The organism is Parafrigoribacterium soli (assembly GCF_040227235.1).
Lineage (GTDB): Bacteria > Actinomycetota > Actinomycetes > Actinomycetales > Microbacteriaceae > Parafrigoribacterium_A > Parafrigoribacterium_A soli.
Genome location: NZ_JBELNZ010000001.1, coordinates 393,474 through 411,600 on the forward strand (window position 1 = coordinate 393,474; position 18,127 = coordinate 411,600).

Sequence of the window (18,127 nt, forward strand, 5' to 3'; positions counted from 1 at the left end):
TGCGCTCGTGCTTCTCACTCTGCGCTCGTCTACGAGGCTATCTGCGGGATTCGTACGCGGTGATCTCGTCGAGCTTGGGCGCATAGCTGCCCGCCGGGTCGTGGCGCAGATCGAGCCAGAGGTCGACCAGAGCGGTCGCGGCAGCGGGGGCGATGACGTTTTGGCCCATGCAGAGGATCTGCGCGTTGTAGTTCTCGACCGCGCCGCGCGCGGTGACGAGATCGTGGGCGGTCGCGGCACGCACCCCGTCCACCTTGCTTGCGGCGATCGCGGTGCCGACTCCCGTGCCGCAGACGAGGATGCCGCGGTCCGCTCGGCGATCGACGATGGCCTCCGCCGCCGCGAACGAGACGGCAGGGTAGGTGATCTCCGGCGTCGAGAGGTCGATGACTTCGGCGACCCGGTCATCCGCTTCGAGCCAGGACTTGATGGCGTCTTTCAGTGCCGAGCCGTTGCTGGGAGCTCCGATGACTATGCGCATGAGTGGTCCAATCCGGCGAGCGCTGACTGCGTCTCGTCATGGTCGCGTATCGGCCGTGAATCCAGCCTAGCTTTGGGGCGTCGAGCGCGTGCCGCTCGACGCGCGACTCATGGTGTTACTGGCGCCTCGCTCGTCTCCGTCGGAACAACTGGTGAGAATTCGATGCCGAGTTGTCGCGCCGCGGCTTGTAGTTTCTTGTCCCGCGTCCATAACAACGCGCCCTCAGTCAGCAGCACTGATGCAAGTAGGTAGGCACCCACGAGGCTGAGGCCGTCGCCGTATAACTGTCTGCTCTCGATGAGGTGCATGACCTCGGCGTGAGTGGCGCGTTCGGCCGACGGCAACCCCGCCAGTGAGCCGACCAGTTCTGCGCGGTTCCGCAGACCTCCGAGGGCGAGTTCGCCCAGAACCATCGGGTGGTGGAGCACGGAGGAGCCATCGAGGAGCCCGACGAGCACGGGATCGGACCGATGCAGATGATCGATCCAGACTGAGGTATCGACCAGAATCACAGTTCAGGCAACCCGCCTGCGCGGCGCGGTCGCCGCACGCGTATCGGTGCCACCGAGCAACGCCAACCGCCGGGCACTTTCGCGCTCGATCAGCGCCTCGAGCCCCAGCCGGATAAGCGTGGAGCGCTCCTCACGACCGGTCAGTTCCGCGGCTCTCGCTACGAGTTCGTCATCCACTGTGACCGTTGTACGCATCGCTTCCTCCGCATAAAATTTAGCACCGATTGCTGCTGTCAGCGATGCGTCGCCCTTCCCTTGCAGGGGGTACGCGGGATGACCAGGAGACGCGACCTGCGCGATCCTCGGATCGTCTGGCGGGTGGGGACGAAGCAGGCCCAGCGGCTCGGAGTCGTCAAGCGGACGGCCTCGCATGGATCTCGCGGCGCGTCACTCATCGCACTCCCTAGCGCTATTGAGTGAGCGCTTCTGTCGGCGCGTGCGGCATCCTGAGGCTCCAGATTGGCCAGCTCTTCAATGTCTCAACCTCTTCAAGGCCTAGCTCTGAGATCGCAAGTTCGAGTTCCTCACTCTCCTCGAGCAGGATGAGCATGCAGGCTTCCAGCAGACCCGCCTGTTTCTCGTTCCTACTCAGACTCCGCCGGGCGGCCCGCATCTCGCGTCGATCATCGTCACTGAGTGACGCCAGGCGGGTCTTCGTCTGCCACCAGTTGATCCGGTGTATGAGCGAATCTACGTCCTCAGACAGCAACCAATCGCAAAGACTCGCTGCGCCTTGAAGCAAGTAGTTGCGGTGCCGCTCATCCGTCGTCAGATCGGAAGCGGACAGAAGGCGAAGCACCGTCAGGTTTGCCTTGTTGAGCGCGCCGGAGCGGTCAGCGAGCGCCGAGTAACACGAGACAATATCGCCCAGTCTGAGATTCAGTATGAGAGCCATGTCCTCCGGAGTCACTGTCTCGTACACAGTCCCCCATTCGACGGGCTCCGCCGTTCCAACTCCATCTAGTCGATAGATTCGGAACTGCTCCCGCTTGCCGGGGTCGAACGGGTCGATTATCCGCCGGTGCCCTTCCTCCTCCGCGGGCAAGACGATCACCATCAGCTTGTGCGGCCCCAACGAAATGTCCAGTCGTCCGGTTCCGTCAGAAGTCCCGCGCACAGGGCGGTTCTCGACAATCCCCTGGTGAAAAGCGAACAGCATCCGCTTCATACCCTCGTCGAGACTCAGCTCCGCAGTTACCGCGTCATCAATGCCGAGCTCATCGAAGAGTTCGATGAGATGAAAGAGCTGAGTGCGAACGACTTCGAGCTCTGCGGCAAGTCGCGAGTCGCCCTCGTGCGGCAGGTGCGACTGCCCGCCGATGACCAAGGGGGTACCGCTTGCGGCAGCGAGCACGAAGTCGATGTTCTTCACTTGATCGCGAAAGGACCCGTCACGTGTAAGGTTCAGGTTCGCATTGATCACACTCTCCTCGACCTTGAGGCGAAGTTCCAGGCCTGCGGACAACCGCACGCGAAGAGTCTCCTCGTCGATGCGACGCCCTGATCCCCCCGAGAACTCGATGCCCCCGCAAGATATCGATACCGCCAGTTCCCTCTCGGTGTACTCCTGGGGGAACACCTCGAGGTCGATGTCCAGAGGTACCTCTACCCCGCCCGGCAGATGGGCTACGACGACGTAGTCCGTTTCCGCAAGTGCAAGGCGCGTTGGACGAGATTCGTCGAAACCGATAAGCGAGTGGACCGTCAAACTCTCGGCCTTCTCCAAAAGGTGGCCATTCCCGCCGATGGACGCGCTCTGCGAGCGCCCGTCCCAAGCGAGACGAACGATCCGCTCGATAGCGGTGGTATTTTCGGGGAGTCGCGTGAGCTTTATGGAGAACGTCTTCTGCTCTCTTGGACTCGTCGTCAGCAGGCGATCGATCTTGAACGGAAGCAACATCGCATAGTAGACCTCCCGCTGCTCACCGCCCGCGCGCATCGGAACGTAGAAGTAGATGCCGCCCCCGTGGTTGCGGAAGAAGCGGAGCACTTCCCGTTCGACGCTGAACGACTGCGTGTCGCGCGAGGCTTTGATCTTCTTTGGGGTAACTCGTCCTTTTACTTGGACAGGCACGCGCCCGCTGTGCGTTTTCTTGGTGTGAGTCTCGGAGCTGTAGAAGTCGATGTGGCCGTCCGTGATAGGAGTTCGATCTCCGGACGCGATCTCGGGGCTCAACCGCGGGCAAGCTGCGATGCGGTCACTGACGGCGTTCACGGCAAACAGCTCTACGGACATCTGCTCATCATCCGGCAAGGGCGCGAAGCGTCCCGAACCTAAAACGCGGCGTGTTGGGCGAAGCTGCTCACAGTCGATCGCACAGCGTCCAACCTTCCTTCGGGGGAGATGTGCGGCTATCTACGCTTCTACAGAGCCGACATCCATCGAACAGACAGCGTCTGGAGCTCTCCCGCAAATACCAGCTCAGTGGACCCGCCGCCGAGATTCGGATCGCTCAGAGTCTGAATCGATGCCATGCGAAACTCCACCATTTTCGCGATGCACTTCAATGAAGACGAAATCCAAGATATTGGTACTCCTTGGCACTAGCTCTCCTCAACTTGCTTGTAGAAATTTTGCAGTCCCCCTACGAGAACGAGCAGCACGATGAAAAGGGTCCACGCGCCAAATAGGATCCAAGCGACCCAAGCCCAGAGGCCGACGCTCCCTTGCGCCCAGGTAACGAGGAAGAAAGAGATCGCAGCGCCGACGATGGAAACTACGACGATCGCGGCGAGGTTGGCCCCGTTCAGCTTCCTGGACCGCCGATCAGTGAGCAGTTGGATCTCGCTGTCGAGCAGAGCGTCCATCCGCTTAGCAGCGCTCGAGCCGTCTCTCAGCAGCCCCCTGAGCTGAGCGTGTCGGCGAACGCGCCGGTACTGACGCCCACCCGCTTCTCGCGACGTCAGCGGACCGATCACTCCAAGCAGAACCGGGACAAAGAGCGCGCTCAGTACCGCGAGGTTACCTTGCAACCACCCCATCACCACCCCCAGCCAGTCCACGGCTACTTCAACCTGCGTGAGGTCGCCAGATATCCCAACAGACGGAGTTCGTACGATTGTTTCGCCGGACGAATCGCTACTTGAGGCACGTCGCCTCCTTTCTGAGACTGATGAAGCGTCAAGTGTTCATCTGTCGCTGAGCTCGGCGACCTCGCCGTCGAATACGAGCATCTAATTTGAGGCTCGGTGTCGACGCAACCGTAGCTCTCTAGCGAGTCGATGGACTCAACGACCTGTATCTAAGAATTTTCTCCTGACATCGCTGGCAAAGCCTTCGACTTTTTGTTGATTCTTGAAGAAGGACATCGCGAAACCGCCTGCGTTTGCCCCTTCGTGAAGTTCGACCACGAGGGTCGCCAATCGCTCAACCTTCGCTTGCTCCTGGAGGAGCCAAGCTTCGACATTCCATTCAATATCCGAGAAGTGAGCCCCATTGTTCCGCGCGTATTGCATGAGCAGAGCACACGAGACGTAGACAGAGTTCTTCAGGATATTCTGCGCGCGCGATTCCCAATCCTTGGAAACCGAATCCAAGGTTGCGTTGGCCGCACGCCAAAACCTCACAGCGTTATACATCGTGGCAGCGTCTAATCCCCTTGGGAATAGTTCTAGGTATGGGCTCGAGTTCAGATCCGACCACATACGGCCGATTTCCCTCTTGGCTCGCGTCGCATTACCCTCGCCCGTAAAGCAGGCTAGGGCGCGTGTTGCCTCTTCCAAATCGAACGTGAAGCTGAATTCGTCGGGGTCCTGCGCCTGCCCCGTCCGGAACGAGTACTGAACGCCCTCCGCCAGCAGGATGTCGCTGAGCTCCTGTTGGAATGCGTCTAACGAAACGAACTCGCGGTTCGACACCTGATTCTGCGTGTTCGTGTATCTCGTAACCTGCTGCTCGAAGTTTACGGAGTGATCTTCTGTGGAAATGACACGCACGGTGACTCGAACATCATCCAACGGGATGCCTGAGCGAAGGCTGCGTGCGAGAGCACCAGAGGTTTGTGCGCCGTTAACAACGCTCAAACCTTTCAACGAAAACATCTCATTGGCACTCCGAGGATTCGTACGTCGACAACTGATCGAGTTCGCGACAATGGTGATTCCATTGTTGTAGTACCAGAAATCTGACGGCGAATTGCGCAGAGTGTCATCGAGTATTTCGTTCGTTTCCGTCTGACGAAGAATTGCGCGAATGTTCTTGTCGAAAAGGCGTTCGTTGAAGGACTCCACTAAGTTCGCGAGTTGCTCGCCGGCGACAATACCCATGATCTCAGAGCGGTAATCGGTCATAGTCACCCAGCGCTCGAACGTAAGTTCGTAGTCTGGCGCCCCCAAGCCGCTCGCAATGTTCCGATGATCGAAGTTCTCGCGTAGGCCCTGATAGCGAAATTCGAGAATGTCGCCCGAAGAATTCACGTCCTGCATCAACTGGTCGCTCAACTGTTTAGCGTCTTCATTCGGTCCCTGGGATCCGAGGTGCGAATAAATTGCGACCACCTTGATGTCGCTCTCGAGCGCCTCCTCAAACTCGGCTCGGCGCTTCCTTGCTTTGGCGCCGAGTCTGTTCCAGTCCCAGTCAAGGAACAATCGGATGCCGTTCGCGAACTTCATCACCTCAGTCGGACTGGGAGAACCCGCGGACGTCTTAGCCTGCACGACGTAGACCTCACCGCGCGCCAGGGAGATGCCGATGGCATCGATGCCAGCGTCGCCCGACTCGTCCACGACGGATTTGCAAGACTCTTCGACGGGGATCTTGGCGTTCGCGGCGACTGTCATTGCGGCTAGGGCACGCGAGGTTCGTGTTTTCGCTTGCTCGTCTGCCGAATGCTGCAGACAATCAGTCATATCGATGGATGGCCCGAAATCCTCTTCAAGACGCTTGCGAATCTGTCGTTCCTGAAGTTCCATCTCGGTCCTTTCACCACCTGCGAGGTCGAGCCAACCTTAGTGGAATGAAGATGTTCCTCTAGTCGGACCGGCAGCCCAAAATTGACTGAACCGCGTTTACGGATCCCCATCGGACGAGGGCAGCCTCCTTTGCCAGGAAAATGGCGAGCTCAAAGCCTGTTGTTTAGCTGTGGCGGAACTCAACCACGTCGCCATCCTGCATGACGTAGTCCTTGCCCTCGATGCGGGCCTTGCCCTTCGCGCGGGCCTCGGCGATTGAACCGGTCTCGACGAGGTCGTCGAAGCCGATGACCTCCGCCTTGATGAAGCCCTTCTCGAAGTCGGTGTGGATGACCCCCGCAGCCTGCGGGGCTTTCCAGCCCTTGTGGATGGTCCAGGCGCGCGACTCCTTCGGTCCAGCCGTCAGGTAGGTCTGCAGGCCGAGCGTGTCGAAGCCGATGCGGGCGAGCTGGTCGAGGCCACTCTCCTCCTGCCCGGTGCTCGCGAGCAGCTCTGCGGCATCCGCTGCATCGAGGTCGATGAGCTCGGACTCGAGCTTCGCGTCAAGGAAGATCGCCTTCGCCGGAGCGACCAGGGCTGCGAGCTCCGCGAGCTTCGCGGCATCGCCGAGGATCGCCTCATCGACGTTGAACACGTAGATGAACGGCTTCGTCGTGAGGAGGCCGAGTTCGCGAATGAGCTCCAGGTCGATGGAGGATGCCGAGACCGGCTTCCCCTCGTTCAGCCACGCCACCGCGGCCTTCGCGGCTTCGAGCACGGCAGGCTCGGTGCGCTTGGTCTTGACCTCTTTCTCGTACCGCTCGACGGCCTTGTCGAGGGTCTGCAGGTCGGCCAGGATCAGCTCGGTATTGATGGTCTCCATGTCGGATGCGGGGTTGACGGCGCCGTCGACGTGCACGACATCCGCATCACTGAAGCCACGGATGACCTGCGCAATCGCGTCGGCCTCGCGGATGTTCGCCAGGAACTTGTTGCCGAGCCCCTCGCCGACGGATGCACCCTTGACGATGCCCGCGATGTCGACGAACGAGACAGGCGCCGGCAGGATCCGTTCGCTGTGGAACAGCTCGGCGAGGGTCTCTAGGCGCGGGTCGGGGAGGTTCACGACGCCGACGTTCGGCTCGATGGTGGCGAAGGGGTAGTTCGCCGCGAGCACCTGGTTCTTGGTGAGCGCGTTGAAGAGGGTGGACTTGCCGACATTCGGGAGTCCGACGATTGCAATAGTGAGAGCCACGAGGCTCCATCGTACCGGGGTCTACGGACGGGCAGCGCGAAAGCAGAAGGTGCGGTAGGGCAGTTCGAAGGTGTCTCGTCCAGCGATGCCAGGGTCGCTCGCGACCAGGTCGCGGATGCCGTCGAAGACCTCCGCCCGACGGGCCTCCTCGGCCGTGATGATGTAGCTGCGCGACGCCGCGAGAGTGAGTAGCCCGTCGAGACTCGTCGTCATGCTCCAGTCGCAGGTGAAGCGCTCGGTGCGGCCGAAGGGTGCGCCGATCGTGACCTCCTGCTGCATTGCCGTCTCCGCCGCACTGCCACCCATGATTTCGCCAAGCCGCTTCACCCACGGCACGCTCTCGTCGCGGATGTTCCACACCAGCGCGAGCGAACCACGCGGCTTCAGAACACGGGCCGCCTCGGGCAGCGCCAGGGACTCATCCACCCAGTGCCAGGACTGGGCGGCGGTGATGAGGTCGACGCTGGCATCCGGCAGTGGAAGCGCCTCCGCCGTGCCCTTGAGCGAGTGCACGGACGGCAGCGCATCGGCGAGCGCGGCGCGCATCACGTCGTCCGGTTCGACCGCTATCGTCTCCAGCCCGCGAGCCACGAGTGACCGTGTGAACTTGCCGGTGCCGGCACCGAGGTCGAGAGCGATGCGCGTTCTCGGCGGCACGAGCCAGTCGACGGCCTCACGCGGGTAGCTCGGCCGCGCGCGCTCGTACTCGTCGACCACCCTGCCGAAGGAGTTCGCCTGCTCGACGAAGCGCTGCTCATCCATCACTCCATCTTGCATCGCCGCGCCGGACGCCGACCGCCGCACTTCATAACTCAGGCAGAATCGCCAGCGGACGCCCCACCCGGGTCGCCCGCGCGCGATTCGAGACACATTGCCTGAGTTACGAACAGCGGGCGGGTCGCGCCACCCTCGTCGGACGTGCGTGAGACGATGCGGGAATGGCCGTCGACTTCACCGCAATTGACTTTGAAACCGCCAACTCCTCGGGCGCATCCGCCTGTTCGGTCGGGCTCGTGAAGGTGCGGGATGGCGACGTCGTCGACAAGAGCTACTGGCTGATCAAGCCCCCGCTCGGCCACGATGCGTTCAACGAGTGGAACATCCGCATCCACGGCATCATGGCGGCGGATGTCGTGGACGCCCTGCTCTGGAGCGAGCAACTACCGCAACTGGTCGCCTTCGCCGGTGGTGACCTGCTCGTCGCCCACAACGCATCCTTCGACATGGGTGTCATCAGCGCCGCGTGCCAGGCCAGCTATGTGGAGACGCCGTCGTTCTCCTACCTGTGCAGCCTCCAGGTGGCGCGCAAGACCTACAACCTCGACTCCTACCGCCTGCCGGTGGCCGCGATGGCGGCAGGCTTCGAGGACTTCGACCACCACAACGCGCTCGCGGATGCCGAGGCCTGCGCCGCGATCATGGTGCACGCGGCGAGGCGCCACGACGCATCCGATCTCGCGCAGCTCTCGGCCATCACGGGCGCACGCATCGGGGCGATCGGTGCAGCGGCGGCCGACACCCGCGCGATGGCGCTCGGCTAGCGCGGCGTAAACGGGGCCAATGCGTCCCGAATGAGTCGACGCGTCGGCCCCGAATGGACGGATCGGCCCATTTCACGCACAGCCCCTTCCACAGGCTCAGGGAACGTCGGTCAGTGGTTCTCGGGGAAGCCCAGGTTGATCCCGCCGTGCGAGGGGTCGAGCCAGCGCCTCGTGACGGCCTTCTCCTGTGTGAAGAAGCGCACTCCATCCGAACCGTAGGCCTTGGTGTCGCCGAACATCGAGGCCTTCCAGCCGCCGAACGAGTGGTACGCCACGGGCACCGGGATCGGCACGTTGATGCCGATCATGCCGACCTGAATCTCGCGCTGGAACTTGCGGGCAGCCCCGCCGTCGTTCGTGAAGATCGCCGTGCCGTTGCCGTAAGGTCCACTGTTGATGAGCTCGATGCCCTCGTCGAAGGTCTCGACGCGCACGACCGAGAGCAGCGGCCCGAAGATCTCATCGACATAGACCTTGGATGCGACCGGCACGCGGTCGAAGAGGGTCGGGCCGAGCCAGAAGCCGTCTGATTCGCCGTCGGGGCGCGCATCGCGACCATCCACGACGACGGTCGCGCCGTCGGCCGCCGCGAGCTCGATGTATCCCGACACCTTGTCGCGGTGCTCCTTGGTGATGAGCGGACCGAGGTCGCAGGAGCGCAGGCCGTCACCGATGACGAGGCCCGACATCCGCTCGGCGATCTTTGCGACCAGTTCGTCAGCGATCGACTCGACCGCCACGAGCACGCTGATCGCCATGCAGCGCTCGCCCGCGGAGCCGAAGCCGGCGTTGACCGCGGCGTCCGCGGCGAGGTCGAGGTCCGCATCAGGGAGAACCAGCATGTGGTTCTTCGCGCCGCCGAGCGCCTGCACCCGCTTGCCCTGCTTCGCCGCGTTCTCGTAGATGTAGCGCGCGATCGGGGTCGATCCGACAAAGGAGATGGATGCGACATCCGGGTGCTCGAGAAGCGCGTCGACCGCGACCTTGTCACCGTGCACCACGTTGAAGATGCCGTCGGGCAGGCCTGCCTCGGTGAACAGCTCGGCCATCCAGTTGGCGGCGGACGGGTCCTTCTCCGACGGCTTCAGCACGACGGCGTTGCCCGCCGCGATCGCGATCGGGAAGAACCACAGCGGCACCATGGCCGGAAAGTTGAACGGGCTGATGATCGCGGCGACGCCGAGCGGCTCGCGAGTCGTGTAGACGTCGACGCCGGTCGAGACGTTCTCGCTGTACTCCCCCTTCATGAGGTGCGGGATGCCTGCCGCGAACTCGACGACCTCGAGGCCGCGCGCGATCTCGCCCATCGCATCCGAGAGCACCTTGCCGTGCTCGGCGGTGAGGATGCGCGCCAGGTCCTCCCTGCGCTCGTTGAGCAGCTCGCGGAATCGGAAGATGATCGCCTGTCGCTTGGCGAGCGAGGTCTCGGCCCACTGCGGGAACGCGGCCTTTGCTGCGGCGACGGCGGTGTCGACGTCGCCAACTGTGGCGAGTCGCACCTCCTTCTGCACGGTGCCGCGGGCGGGGTTGTACACGGGTGAGGTGCGCGACGATTCGCCTTCGAATGACGTGCCAGAAAGCCAGTGATTCAGGATGTCCATGGCGCCATGCTAGCTGCGGATGAGGGACCCGCGACCGTGAACCGACCGACCGTATTGTTCCCGAAATGTTCGCATCGGCGGCGGTCCGCCGCGACTGGGTCGCTCGCGGAATTGTCGTCGGCCGCTGCCACACTGGAGGCATGGACTCCATCGCGCCACTCATCATCGGCCTCGTCATCGGCATCGTGCTGGGCGGCGTGCTCGGCTGGGTGCTCGCGCGCGGTCGTCGTACAGTCGACACAGCCGGTCCGGCCGTGCTCGAGGCGCAGCATCAGATGGCGCTCGCGGAGCTGAAGGTGCAGGAGCAGTCGGCGCAGGCGACACTGTCCGCCGAGTTGGCATCCGTGCAGGCGACGGCGACGGCGTTGCGGGAGCAAGTGGTCGGTCTGCAGGACCAGCACCGAGAGATCCTGGAGCGCCAGCGCACCGAACAGGCGGCGGCGGCCGAGCGAGAGCGCGCCGAGAGCAAGGTGTTGCAGTTGCTCACGCCCGTGCAGGAGAGCCTGCGCACGATGCAGCACAAGGTCACCGAGCTCGAGACGCAGCGCCAGCAACAGCACGGCGAACTCACCCAGCAGTTGAGGTCGGCCACCGAGTCCGAGGAGCGGCTGCGCAGCACGGCCGAGGCCCTGGCCTCGGCGCTCAAGAGCAACAGCACGCGCGGCGTCTGGGGCGAGACCCAGCTGCGCAACGTCGTGCAGGCGGCGGGCCTCATCGAGCGCGTCGACTTCGACGTGCAGTCGAGCATCACCTCGGATGCGGGGGCCGGCCGCCCAGACATGGTCGTGCACCTGCCGGGCGGCAAGAATATCGCCGTGGACGCCAAGGTTCCCTTCAACGCCTATCTCGAGGCGAGCGGAATCCCCGTCACCGCGACCGGAGAGGAGGGAGCGAAGCGCGAACAACTCATCCGGCAGCACGTCAAAGCTCTGCGCGCCCACGTCGACACCCTCTCGAGCAAGGCCTACTACGACGGCCTCGATGCCTCGCCAGAGCTCGTCATCGCGTTCATCCCAAGCGAGTCGCTCGTCTCGAGCGCGATGGAGGCCGACCCCTCGATCATGGACTATGCGTTCAACAAGCGGGTCGCCCTGGCCTCCCCCGTCACGCTGTGGTCGGTGCTCAAGACCGTCGCGTTCAGCTGGCAACAGAACGTGCTCACCGAAGACGCCAAGCTGCTCTTCGACCTCAGCCGCGAGCTCTACGGCAGGCTGTCGAAGCTCTCGGAGCACGTGGAGAAGCTCGGACGCTCGATCGAGCGCAGCGTGAAGGACTACAACAACTTCGTCGGTTCCCTCGAGCGGCAGGTGCTGCCGAGCGCGCGCAAGCTGAGCGCGCTCGACGAGTCGAAGGTGCTCGGCACCCTCAGCGGCATCGAAGAGGCACCGCGCGAGCTCACCGCGTTCGAGCTCACCGCTGAGCTGGCCAGCGAATAGCCAGGACGCGAGCTAGACCCACTTCTCGGCGAGGTGGTCGGCGGAGACTCGGCGGATCGTTCCCGACTTGCCGCGCAGCACGATGCTCTCCGTGTGGATGACGGCACCCAACTTGCGCACACCGCCGACGAGCTGGCCATCCGTGACGCCCGTCGCCACGAAATAGGTGTTGTCGCTGCGCACCAGGTCGTCCCCGTCGAGCACGCGATCGAGATCGTGGCCGGCGTCGATGGCGCGCTGCCGCTCCTCGTCGTCCTTGGGGTGCAGCTTGGCCTGGATCACGCCGCCGAGCGCCTTGAGCGCGCACGCGGTGATGATGCCTTCCGGAGTGCCTCCGATGCCGACGCACATGTCGATGCGCATGTTGTCGTCCCTGGCCGCATTGATGCCGCCGGCCACATCCCCGTCGAGGATCAGCCGCGTGCCCGCACCGGCCGCTCGGATCTCGTCGATGAGCTCGAGGTGCCGCGGGCGATCCAGCACGGCCACCGTCATGTCGGCGACATCCTTGTGCTTCGCCTTGGCGAGCGCCCGGATGTTCTCGCCGATCGGCCTGAGCAGGTCGATGACCCCGCGACCCTCGTGCCCGGTGACGATCTTGTCCATGTAGAAGACCGCGCGCGGGTCGTACATGCTGCCGCGGTCGGCCACGGCGATCATCGACAGCGCGTTCTGTCTGCCGGATGCGGTGAGTGAGGTTCCGTCGATCGGGTCCACCGCGATGTCGCAGGTCGGCCCGTGACCGTTGCCAACGTGCTCCCCGTTGAACAGCATCGGCGCGTGATCCTTCTCGCCCTCGCCGATCACCACCACGCCGTCGAAATTGACCGTGCCGAGAAAGGTGCGCATGGCATCCACGGCCGCACCATCGGCAGCGTTCTTGTCGCCCCGCCCGATGAAGGGCACGGCGCGAATGGCCGCAGCCTCGGTCGCCCGCACCAGCTCCATTCCGAGGTTGCGGTCCGGTTGCAGGTACATGCTGTCGGTATTCGGGGTCATGGTTTAAGCCTAGGCAGAGGCCGCTCCGAGCCGCCGGGCGGTTGCGCCCCCGGGCTGCGAAAGATCGTGGCTTCTTTAGAGAAGGCGACATTTGCGCGGCTCCGTCGCGACGCCCCTGTTACGAGGAGCACGGCGAGTAAGAGGAGGCCGAGCCCGCTCCGATAGACTCGTTCGCGGATATTCCAGCTACCGAGGAGACGTCATGCCTATCGCAACCCCTGAGCAGTACGCAGAAATGCTCGACAAGGCAAAGGCCGGCGGATTCGCCTACCCGGCGTTCAACGTTTCCTCCTCCCAGACCATCAACGCCGTGCTCCAGGGGCTGACCGAGGCCGGCTCCGACGGCATCATCCAGGTCACCACCGGTGGCGCGGACTACTTCGCAGGCCAGACCGTCAAGAACCGCGCATCCGGAGCACTCGCCTTCGCGGCCTTCGCGCACGAGGTGGCCAAGAACTACCCGATCACCGTCGCGCTGCACACCGACCACTGCCCCAAGGATGCTCTGGCCGGCTTCGTGCTGCCGCTGATCGAAGCGTCCGAGGCCGAGGTCAAGGCTGGCCGCAACCCGATCTTCCAGTCCCACATGTGGGACGGCTCTGCGGTGCCGCTCAGCGAGAACCTCGAGATCGCCAAGGAGATCCTGCCGCGCATGAAGGCGATCAACGCGATTCTCGAGGTGGAGATCGGCGTCGTCGGCGGCGAAGAGGATGGCGTGAGCCACGAGATCAACGAGCACCTGTACACGACACTGGATGACGCGATCGCGACGGTGGAGGCGCTCGGCTTCGGCGAGAACGGCCGCTACATGTCCGCGCTCACCTTCGGGAACGTGCACGGCGTGTACAAGCCAGGCAACGTGAAGCTGCGTCCCGAGCTGCTCGGCGAGATCCAGGCCGGCATCGCCGAACGGTACGGATTAACTGCAACGAACGGCAAGGGCGCCAAGCCGCTCGACCTCGTCTTCCACGGCGGATCGGGATCCACGGACGAGGAGATCGCCACCGCGGTCGCGAACGGCGTGGTGAAGATGAACGTCGACACCGACACGCAGTACGCATTCAGCCGGGCCATCGCCGATAACGTGCTCAAGAACTACGACGGCTTCCTCAAGGTCGACGGCGAGGTCGGCAACAAGAAGGTGTACGACCCGCGCGCCTGGGGCAAGGTCGCCGAGACCGCCATGGCGCAGCGCGTCATCCAGTCGACCCAGCAGCTCGGTTCGGCCGGTCACTCCGGAAAGTAGCGCTCGCAGCCTCAGCCGTTCGAGGTGTCGGTTGCCGGCACCTCGAACCGCATGCTCATGAGGTTGCCCTCGCTCCAGGAGAGCCCCTCGAACGCAGTCTTGAGGGTGAGGTAATACGGCGCGAGGTGCATCGTGCGCCTGCCCTCCGGCAGTTCGAGGTCCATGCTCACGGCGACCGCCGTCGCGCCGCCGTCACGACCGCGCAACTCCACCAGGATCGCCTTCGACGCCGTCTCAGGCGAGTCGAGAATGGCGCTGAGGAGGCCGGTCAGGGCGGATCTCTGGGCCGCGTTCATGACATCCGCACGTCTCTCCGGGTCCATGACGACCACCGGCCGGCCCATGGCTAGCGTGTCGAGCCAGCTCGCGTTGGCGCTCGTGACGAGTTCGTCCCGCAGCCGGCGTGCAAGCTGCCCGGCCACGGCGCGATCCGTCGGCGTGACGGTTCCCGTCTCCGCGAGTCGCTCGAGAAACGGGGTTACTCGCGCGGTCAGGCGGGCGAGCGAGTGCGCGCTGACCGCGGACGCCGAGTCGTCAGCGGGCACCCGCGCGACATCCGTACGCTCGGCGAGCAGCCGCCGCATCGTGCGCACCACCGTGACGATGAACACGGATGACGCTGCCACGGCCAGGAGCGGAGTCGTCATCACCATGATCACGACGCTCCCTGCCGACCAGGGACCCGATCCCGCGGGGTACGCCGCGCAGCCGACCGCACCGACGGCGATGCTCGTGGCGAGGCCAAGTACAGCGAGTCGCCGAATGGAGACGTACGGGGCGAGCGACGCGATGGCCAGCGCGACCGCGCCAGGAGCCCACCACTGCTCCGGACGCTGACCGTCCGCCCCGAAGTTCAGCGCTGACAGCAGGTAGCCGCAGAGTGAGACCAGCAGCGCGAGTGACGAGGTTCGCCAGCCGATCGCGCCGCGCTTCGGTCTCGTGGCCACGTGGATGAGCACGCAGGCTGAGGTGCACACCGCGAGGGCGAGCAACTGCACGACGAGGGTGGCGGCATCGCTCTCACCGGTCACGATCATGCTCGAACCGAGCAGCAGGATGACACCGCCGAAGGCGAGAGGCGCGAACGGCGCGGTGAACCAGCTCAAGGGATCGATCGCCTGGGCGGTGCTCGCCTCCCGCGGACCCGCAACCCTGCGCCTCACGGCCGGGCCCTTCCTCGACGGGCACCGACAGCCACCGCGGGCACCGAGATCAACACGGAGGTGCCGTTGCCTGGTGACGACCAGACACGCACGTAGCCACCGACGGCCTCGACCCGCTGGACCACCGATACTCGGAGTCCGAGCCTGTCTTCCGACACAGCGTCGGGCTCGAATCCGACACCCTCGTCGATCACCATGATCGTGCTCTCGCCCGCATCCTGACCGAGGACGATCTGCGCGACCGCCACTCCGGCGTGCGCGAGCACGTTCTCAAGGCACGCCCGTGCGGCATCCACTGCCGCAACAGCGGCCGCAATGCTGGATCGAAGTGCGGCGTTGCTGTTGCCGCTCACGTGCACGGTCAGTCCGCGCCACTGAAGGTCGCTGACCACCGCTGCCAGCCGGTTACGCACGAGCGCCTCCGAACGATTCGCCTCGGCTGTCTCTGCACTCTGTGCCAGCCACTCGGCGCTCGTGAGGGTTGCCACGTCGCTGCGCAAGCGCTCGCGGGCGCGCTCGTCAAGCGCGTCCGGCGCGTTGATGACGAAAGCGAGGTCACTCAGCACCGTGTCGTGCACGATCGCCGCCGTCCGCAGCGCAGACTCGCGCTCGGCCACGATCCGCTCGCCCTGGCGTTCGACCGCCTCGAAGTCGGGCACGCGCCTGCGCTGACCGCGCTGGGCTAGCGCGAGCGCGAGGTACGAGGTGACGTAGAGGCCGAAGAGCAGCGTAGGCCCGAGACCCGGATGCAGTGGCTGAGCGGTGAGGCCGGCGGCGACGAACGATGCCGCAAAGGAGACCAGGTAGCCGAGGACGCACCACAGGATGCCGACAAGGGTGCTCGACGACAGGGAGCCCACGAGAACGAGTGCGACCGCCGGTCGATTGAGCAGGAACGTGGCGTCGGAGACGAGGCTCGGGTCTGCAGAGATGATGCCGACCTCGTAGGCGACGACGCAGACGCCACCGATCAGGAGGTACAGCGCGACGAGCCACGGCGCCGGCCGCAGTGCCGTGACTGCGAGCGCGCAACCCATCACGATCAGGGCGATGAACGGAACACCGAGTTGATCGCCCAGGCCCCGCCGGCCGAAGACGTCAAGGAGCACGGGAACGTCAAACACGATGACGGTGAGAGCGACCGCCCAGGTGCCGCGCGCGAGCGCACGATTGACGACGGCAGCGGCGGTGGCGCGCGGCAGCACAGCGATAGCCATTCGCACCCCCCGGTCGATCGCGCACAGTCGCGCTCAAGTCTGCCAGTGGCCGCGCGGCCGCTCGTACCCCCACAAGACGGACTATCCGGCGCGACGGTGCCGTGCGAGCACTACGCCTGCAGTGTGTTGATGTAGGCGACCAGGCCGGGGTCGCTCAGCATCGCGACGAGGGTGAGAGCGAGCGCGATCGCGCCTGCGACCACCGCGCCGATGATCGGCACGTACGCCGCCCGCCGATGGCGGCGCAGGAGGGTGACCGACACGGCGCAGCTGATGCCCCACACCACGATCGAGCTGATGTTCATGAGCAGCCCGAGCATCGAGGCGAGCGCCACCGGACCGTATCCGCCGGTGTAGCCCTGAAGCTCGTAGGTGCGGTTGAGGGTGTCCGGCAGGTTTGCGGCGCCGGGTATAGACAGCAACACCCAGACCAGCCCGATGGCCAGCAGCGTCACGGTCATCACGAGATCACGCGAACTGCGAACCTGCTGCGCGGTGCTCGGATGCACGTCCCGGGCGGCCGAGGCTTGCGCGAGGCTGGGACCGGACGGCGCCGCCGCCTGCACGGCGGGTGCAGAACGGTGGGTGCCCATCGCCCGCGCCTGTTCTTCGGGCGTCGCGTACTCGCCGTACTGGGGGCGCGGTCTGGAGTCGGTCACGGTCGCTGCCCTTCGCCCGCCGGTACTGCGGATGCGCGCCCGCCGAGCGCGCGGCCGTCCCGTGCGCCATCGGGTGCCTTGCGGAGTTCCTTGGGCAGCGAGAAGACGAGGTCCTCCTCCGCGGTCACGACCTCCTCCACGGAGCCGTAGCCGGCATCCGCGAGGTCGTCGAGCACCTCTCGAACCAGCAGCTCGGGAACCGAGGCACCCGAGGTGACGCCGACTGTGGCTACGCCATCGAGCCACTCCTGACGGATCTCGCTCGCGAAGTCCACGCGATACGCGGCCCTCGCGCCATGTTCGAGAGCGGCGTCGACCAGGCGCAGGGTGTTGGAACTGTTGGCGGAGCCGACGACGATCACGAGTTCTGCCTCAGCGGCCACGCGCTTGATGGCGACCTGACGGTTCTGTGTCGCGTAGCAGATGTCATCGCTCGGCGGATCCTGCAGGCGGGGGAAGCGCTCGCGCAGCAGCCGAACCGTCTCCATCGTCTCGTCCACACTGAGCGTGGTCTGCGAGAGCCAGACAAGACGCTCGTCGTCGTCGATGTCAAGCACGGGGACATCCGCGGGCCCATTGACGAGCACGATGCGTTCTGGAGCATGGCCCATCGTGCCCTCGACCTCTTCGTGGCCCGCGTGGCCGATCAGGAGGATGCGGAAACCGTCGCGTGCGAATCTGCTCGCCTCGCGATGAACCTTCGTGACAAGCGGGCAGCTCGCGTCAATCGCCAGGAGTCCGCGATCTTCCGCTGCCCGCACGACCGCGGGCGAGACGCCATGCGCCGAGAAGACTATGTGGGCGCCGGTCGGAACCTGATCAACATCGTCGACGAAGATGGCCCCCTGCCGCTCGAGTGTGGCGACGACGTGCCGGTTGTGCACGATCTGCTTGCGCACGTAGACCGGCGCGCCATAGCGCTCAAGCGCCTTCTCGACCGCGACGACCGCCCTATCGACGCCGGCGCAGTAGCCGCGCGGCGCAGCGAGCAGCACGCGCTTGGTGCCCTCGATCGGGAGGTCGCGCAGCGGACCACGGAGCGCGGGCATCCGAGGAATCGGGAGGTGCTCGGCCATGGTGCCGTTCGAGATGGTTCCCACCACGCCAGTCTACGAGTGGCGGCACGG

17 protein-coding genes are annotated in these 18,127 nt (G+C 64.7%); 3 read left to right on the plus strand and 14 right to left on the minus strand.

All coding sequences use genetic code 11. From position 1 onward, the window contains the following. Positions 1-37 precede the first annotated feature (37 nt). The 8 genes from ABUA37_RS01920 to ABUA37_RS01955 form a co-directional block, all read right to left on the minus strand. Positions 38-481, minus strand: a complete 444-nt coding sequence (locus ABUA37_RS01920; RefSeq protein ID WP_349897423.1) for an RpiB/LacA/LacB family sugar-phosphate isomerase — start codon at positions 479-481, stop codon at positions 38-40. Positions 482-588: 107 nt separating this feature from the next. After that, positions 589-993: a type II toxin-antitoxin system VapC family toxin gene (locus tag ABUA37_RS01925; protein ID WP_349897424.1), complete on the minus strand. Its 405-nt coding sequence runs from the start codon at positions 991-993 to the stop codon at positions 589-591. A gap of 3 nt (positions 994-996) precedes the next feature. Continuing rightward, a complete protein-coding gene (locus ABUA37_RS01930; protein ID WP_349897425.1) occupies positions 997-1,188 on the minus strand; it encodes a type II toxin-antitoxin system VapB family antitoxin in 192 nt (63 codons plus the stop codon). A 214-nt stretch (positions 1,189-1,402) separates the two neighbouring features. Next, the gene (locus tag ABUA37_RS01935; RefSeq protein ID WP_349897426.1) at positions 1,403-3,229 is read right to left on the minus strand and encodes a hypothetical protein; all 1,827 of its coding nucleotides are present in this window, start codon (positions 3,227-3,229) and stop codon (positions 1,403-1,405) included. A gap of 308 nt (positions 3,230-3,537) precedes the next feature. Then, positions 3,538-3,996 (minus strand): hypothetical protein, encoded by a 459-nt coding sequence (locus ABUA37_RS01940; protein WP_349897427.1) that lies wholly within the window; start codon positions 3,994-3,996, stop codon positions 3,538-3,540. A gap of 225 nt (positions 3,997-4,221) precedes the next feature. After that, positions 4,222-5,904, minus strand: a complete 1,683-nt coding sequence (locus ABUA37_RS01945) for an AIPR family protein (protein WP_349897428.1) — start codon at positions 5,902-5,904, stop codon at positions 4,222-4,224. Between the two features lie 163 nt (positions 5,905-6,067). Continuing rightward, a complete protein-coding gene (gene ychF / locus ABUA37_RS01950; protein ID WP_349897429.1) occupies positions 6,068-7,138 on the minus strand; it encodes a redox-regulated ATPase YchF in 1,071 nt (356 codons plus the stop codon). Positions 7,139-7,159: 21 nt separating this feature from the next. Then, positions 7,160-7,900, minus strand: coding sequence for a class I SAM-dependent methyltransferase (locus ABUA37_RS01955; RefSeq protein ID WP_349897430.1), 741 nt, complete (start codon positions 7,898-7,900; stop codon positions 7,160-7,162). Positions 7,901-8,076: 176 nt separating this feature from the next. Here ABUA37_RS01955 and ABUA37_RS01960 point away from each other — a divergent pair, with 176 nt between their 5' ends. Continuing rightward, positions 8,077-8,679, plus strand: coding sequence for a 3'-5' exonuclease (locus tag ABUA37_RS01960; RefSeq protein WP_349897431.1), 603 nt, complete (start codon positions 8,077-8,079; stop codon positions 8,677-8,679). 110 nt (positions 8,680-8,789) lie between these two features. On the opposite strand, the gene ABUA37_RS01965 is transcribed toward ABUA37_RS01960, so the two are convergent. Further along, positions 8,790-10,280, minus strand: a complete 1,491-nt coding sequence (locus ABUA37_RS01965; RefSeq protein ID WP_349897432.1) for a CoA-acylating methylmalonate-semialdehyde dehydrogenase — start codon at positions 10,278-10,280, stop codon at positions 8,790-8,792. Between the two features lie 140 nt (positions 10,281-10,420). Between ABUA37_RS01965 and rmuC the strand changes: the two genes are divergently transcribed. After that, on the plus strand, positions 10,421-11,716 hold the full coding sequence (rmuC, locus tag ABUA37_RS01970; protein WP_349897433.1) for a DNA recombination protein RmuC: 1,296 nt from the start codon (positions 10,421-10,423) through the stop codon (positions 11,714-11,716). Between the two features lie 12 nt (positions 11,717-11,728). On the opposite strand, the gene glpX is transcribed toward rmuC, so the two are convergent. Continuing rightward, the gene (gene glpX, locus ABUA37_RS01975) at positions 11,729-12,715 is read right to left on the minus strand and encodes a class II fructose-bisphosphatase (protein ID WP_349897434.1); all 987 of its coding nucleotides are present in this window, start codon (positions 12,713-12,715) and stop codon (positions 11,729-11,731) included. Between the two features lie 202 nt (positions 12,716-12,917). Here glpX and fbaA point away from each other — a divergent pair, with 202 nt between their 5' ends. Further along, complete coding sequence (fbaA, locus tag ABUA37_RS01980) at positions 12,918-13,961, plus strand: class II fructose-bisphosphate aldolase (RefSeq protein WP_349897435.1); 1,044 nt, start codon at positions 12,918-12,920, stop codon at positions 13,959-13,961. 11 nt (positions 13,962-13,972) lie between these two features. Here fbaA and ABUA37_RS01985 read toward each other — a convergent pair whose 3' ends face one another. The 4 genes from ABUA37_RS01985 to ABUA37_RS02000 all read right to left on the minus strand — a co-directional run bounded on the left by ABUA37_RS01985 (position 13,973) and on the right by ABUA37_RS02000 (position 18,076). Further along, the gene (locus tag ABUA37_RS01985) at positions 13,973-15,124 is read right to left on the minus strand and encodes a hypothetical protein (protein ID WP_349897436.1); all 1,152 of its coding nucleotides are present in this window, start codon (positions 15,122-15,124) and stop codon (positions 13,973-13,975) included. Continuing rightward, the gene (locus tag ABUA37_RS01990) at positions 15,121-16,341 is read right to left on the minus strand and encodes a sensor histidine kinase (RefSeq protein WP_349897437.1); all 1,221 of its coding nucleotides are present in this window, start codon (positions 16,339-16,341) and stop codon (positions 15,121-15,123) included. Before ABUA37_RS01990 ends, ABUA37_RS01985 begins: the two co-directional genes overlap by 4 nt. Before the next feature lie 110 nt (positions 16,342-16,451). Beyond that, complete coding sequence (locus tag ABUA37_RS01995) at positions 16,452-17,000, minus strand: DUF6264 family protein (protein ID WP_349897438.1); 549 nt, start codon at positions 16,998-17,000, stop codon at positions 16,452-16,454. Beyond that, positions 16,997-18,076, minus strand: coding sequence for a 4-hydroxy-3-methylbut-2-enyl diphosphate reductase (locus tag ABUA37_RS02000; protein ID WP_349897875.1), 1,080 nt, complete (start codon positions 18,074-18,076; stop codon positions 16,997-16,999). The genes ABUA37_RS01995 and ABUA37_RS02000 overlap by 4 nt, the downstream gene beginning before the upstream one ends. Positions 18,077-18,127 lie beyond the last annotated feature (51 nt).